General features: G+C 55.9%; 4 protein-coding genes. 3 read left to right on the top strand and 1 reads right to left on the bottom strand.

Annotated elements, in window-relative coordinates; genetic code table 11:
- The first annotated feature begins 156 nt into the window (after positions 1-156).
- From NTX71_11205 to NTX71_11215, 3 genes are all read left to right on the top strand, one after another.
- Positions 157-1,851, top strand: a complete 1,695-nt coding sequence (locus tag NTX71_11205) for a hypothetical protein (GenBank protein ID MCX6340464.1) — start codon at positions 157-159, stop codon at positions 1,849-1,851.
- 158 nt (positions 1,852-2,009) lie between these two features.
- Positions 2,010-3,128 (top strand): haloacid dehalogenase-like hydrolase, encoded by a 1,119-nt coding sequence (locus NTX71_11210; GenBank protein ID MCX6340465.1) that lies wholly within the window; start codon positions 2,010-2,012, stop codon positions 3,126-3,128.
- Positions 3,129-3,143: 15 nt separating this feature from the next.
- Positions 3,144-3,545 (top strand): HD domain-containing protein, encoded by a 402-nt coding sequence (locus NTX71_11215; protein MCX6340466.1) that lies wholly within the window; start codon positions 3,144-3,146, stop codon positions 3,543-3,545.
- Positions 3,546-3,575: 30 nt separating this feature from the next.
- On the opposite strand, the gene NTX71_11220 is transcribed toward NTX71_11215, so the two are convergent.
- Positions 3,576-3,879, bottom strand: a 304-nt coding sequence (locus tag NTX71_11220) for a transposase (protein ID MCX6340467.1), incomplete at its 5' end; no start/stop codon positions are given.

Raw genomic sequence — 3,879 nt, forward strand, 5'->3', positions numbered from 1 at the left:
GCGCTCGCGAAACTTGCCGCATAGCGTTTCGGCGCAAAATGCAGGCTTCTTGGCCTGCTGATGCATTATAAAAGTGTTCCTGTAGCCGTTTTTGAATAACGGCTCAAGCGAGTTCTGTCTTATAAAAGTGCAAAACTACAGTTAAGTAGTGGTAGCATGAGCAAAGGGTATGATATGAAGCGAGAGGGGGCGTTACTGTATTGCGTTTGTCTGCTTTCTTCCACCGCCTTTGCGGCAGATGGAGAATATTTTTATTTCCATGGCGATATCCACAGCCACACCGGTTTCTCAGACGGGGTTGATGGCTCCACACCAGCCGATGCATATGCCCACGCACGCGATGTGGCGGGTATGGATTTCTATTGCGTGACCGACCACTTCTTGCCCACGGCGCCAGACGATCCGATGTCTCTGACTCCTGAAGAGTATACGCAGCTGAAGGAGATGGCGGATGCCGCCAACCATGATGGCTTTTTTGTAACACTTTATGGTTATGAATGGACCAAAGATGACACACATGGAAACGTCTACATGGTGCCAGATTTCATCCCTGCTACGACTCCAGGAACCTTCTATCCCGAGCTGTTTGTCCAGAGGATCGCCGACCTGCGGATCTTTGGGCATTTCAATCATCCTGCCATAAGTGATGAGTCTGACTGGGATGATTGGGCATTTTCTTCCCAGGGGGCCTGGTGCATGAGGCTGATGGAGGTGAGGAGCGACTTCCCTCCAGCACTGACCAGGGCAGAACTCACGGGCGAGGTCGCCAAGTATGCGGAGGCAATTGAGAAGGGTTGGATAGTCGGCGTGGACGGATCGAAGGATACGCACGATGACACGTGGGGCGAGTTCGGGGGAGAGGCCTGGGAGAAGTTCAATACGGTTGCACTCGCGACGAGTTTGACGAGAGGGAATATTCTCGATGCCCTCCAGATGCGGAGAACATATGTTTCCCAGGATACCGATTTCCAGACCAATCCCCTCGAAATTGAATTACGCGTTTCTAAAGACAACGGACTGACCTATCCCTATATCATGGGTGAGGCGCTCGATGCAGAGGGTATCTCTCCTATTGATCTGCGCCTGACCGCGGGGGAGGGTGGAACGGATTACCTGGATGAGGTCAGAATCTATAAAAACGGCAGCGCCGTGGCGATGAAGACAAGCATCCATAGGACATCGTACACTCTTGTATATGCGGACCCAACCCCTTCCCACGGCGACTTCTACTTCGCCGTTGTCATCGAGGAGGACGGGCAAGTCGCCCTGACAAGCCCCATTTTCATCAGGAATGGCGACACGGACTCGGACGGCCTGACGGACGAGGTGGAGATCAATAGCATAGGTACCAACCCGAATTATTATGACACCGACGGAGACGGCTTCAGTGATGGCGATGAAATAAACTCGGGTACCAATCCCTTGGATCCCAACGATTATCCCAGCCCAGTTACACCTATGCCTACATCCACAGAGACTGCAACTCCTCCCATCACGGTTACACCTTCGCCTACCGCCACACCTATAGCCACAGTGACCGCGACTCCTCCCGTAACGCCGACAGAGACCCCGGTCCCCTGTATTGATCTGAGGGTGAGCGCCCCGACTGTGAGCAACGGTGATCGGCTCATCGTGGATGTTGCGTGTCACAGTGCCATCGATCAACCGTTCGACGGTTACTGTGTCATTATTTTTCCCAATGGCTCGCGCTCCTCTCTTACGGGGTATAATAGGTTGGCAAAGGGAGTAACGCCGTTGGTCAGTTCCATCCCTGTTCTTCACGCCGGCTATACCGCGAGGCTCGCCAACCTGATCCTCAAGGGCGTCGCCCCAGGTGAGAGTATACGCTGATTGCCGGTGTGGTGCCCGCACGAGAGCCCCTGCGTATAGACACCGCCCTTTGCTACTCTCTGAAAAAGATTGTTGTCAGATAGAGAATCACACCTGGCTAAACATTTGACGCGCGGGCGGCCTGCTGCTAGAATTGCTCCATCTTAAAGGTGAATGGCATGGCGGAACCAAGGGAGATATACGTGGTGTGCGGGATGGGGCGGGACGTCACCGGCCTCGTCTCGCTGGTCACCTCGATCATCTCCGATACGCACGGCAACATCATTGACATGGAAGAGGACGTGTTTCACGGCCTCTTCTCGATCTTCCTCACCGTGGATCTCACTGGCGCGAAAATAAGCGGCTCACAGTTCATCGCCAAGATGCAGGCGGTGGCCCACCAGTCCGGCCTCCAGATCATCGCCGAGAAACAGCAGTTCCTGCCCCGCCTGAGGGCGAAGCGGATGATGCGGCTGCTCCTCATCGGGGCGGACCACCCCGGTATTGTCTCGAGCGCCACCTTCGTGCTCGCCAACAATGGCGTCAACGTCGAGGGCGCGCGAATGATATCGCGCGGCGAGCTCTTCGCCATGGAGATGGATCTTGACTGGAGCGCCGCGGCGGGGCCCAGGGCGTCCATCGAGAGGAGCGTTGCCGCAGAGATGAAAAAGATCGGCATGCGCTGCTTTTTCCAGACAGAGGATATCTACCGAAAATATCCGCGCCTCATTGCCTTCACCGTGAACCGGAACCTGGTTGAGGAAGGGCTCCGTGAAGAACTCCTGTCCGGTGCGGAGAAACCATTCCCCGATCAGCGCAAGGCAGCAGCGGCGCTCGGAGGCCTCAAGCTGGAAACCGTCGGGAGAATCACCTCAGGCCTGCGGCTGAATTCAGATGGCGAGGACCTCCTCCACATGCTCAAACAGATGGGCTTTGTGGTTGTGCTCATCACGGAGGGATTCGATCTTTTTCTCAATCCGCTCCTGGAGTACCCCTATGTGAATCGAATCCATGCCCACCGGCTCCTCACAGAGAAGGCCAGGCTCACAGGGGAGCTGGAGCGCATCCCCGGCGATGAAATCAGGAGGGCGTCACTCGCTTCCGAGGTGGCCCGCGATCTGAAGGTCGGTGAGGCGGATATGATTGTCATCGGCGACAGCGCACCAGCGGAGGTGAAGCTGCGTGACTGCGGGATCCGCGTGGTGTTCCCCAAGGATACTATCAAAGGCCTCGTCTCTAAAAAGGTGATCACGTCGGCCCAGATCCCTGCGATTTTGAGCGCCTTCGGTCCCTTGTGAGAGTTGAATGATTGTGTGGGCGGCGGTGGAATTATCATCCAGAAGGAGATACTCAACAAACAAGGCCGGCTCACCGATGAGGAGTGGAAGATAATCCATGATCACCCCATGATCAGCGAGGATATATTAAAACCGGTGGTGTTCGACAAGGAGATGCTTGACATCGTGCGATCCCACCACGAGCGGTATGACGGGATCGGCTATCCGGACAAGATGGACGGCAAGAGCATCAACATCTTCGCGCAGATTATCGCGGTCGCCGACAGCTACGACGCGATGACGAGCGCGAGGGCATACCGTCCCGCGCTGAGCAAGGGGGATGCGATCGAAGAGCTGAAGAAGTACTCTGGAACCCAGTTCAATCCGCGCGTGGTGGAGGCGTTCGTTGCGATTCCCACACGAGAGCCCCACGCCTGAATCCCGCCCCTCGCCCGTATTCGCCGAAGATCAGGTTTCCCCTCCTCGAAATGTCACTTCCTTGACTCTCAGGGGTGCCGGTCCCCGTCTCGTGCTCGTGGGTGGATATACCTCCGCATACCTTCCCCCGCGTGTCAACACCCCGCTCCGCACTTCCTTCTGCTTCCTCATCCGTGCGCCAAGAATATAGGTTACTTCATACCCAGGGCGTTCCAACTCCGCTACTGTTTTCGCGCTTATCATCCCTCGGTCTGGCACAATGCATATTTTCCCTATACCAAAACGCCGGCGCAACCGATTCACCACCGGCGCCAGCGTCTTTACATCCGTCGTG

It is taken from the genome of Candidatus Auribacterota bacterium, assembly GCA_026392035.1.
GTDB lineage: Bacteria > Auribacterota > Tritonobacteria > UBA1439 > UBA1439 > JAPLCX01.

Bases quoted from the DNA above. Each gene is read 5' to 3' on its own strand.
- NTX71_11205 (MCX6340464.1), top strand. From the start codon at position 157: ATGAGCAAAGGGTATGATATGAAGCGAGAGGGGGCGTTACTGTATTGC.
- NTX71_11210 (MCX6340465.1), top strand. From the start codon at position 2,010: ATGGCGGAACCAAGGGAGATATACGTGGTGTGCGGGATGGGGCGGGAC.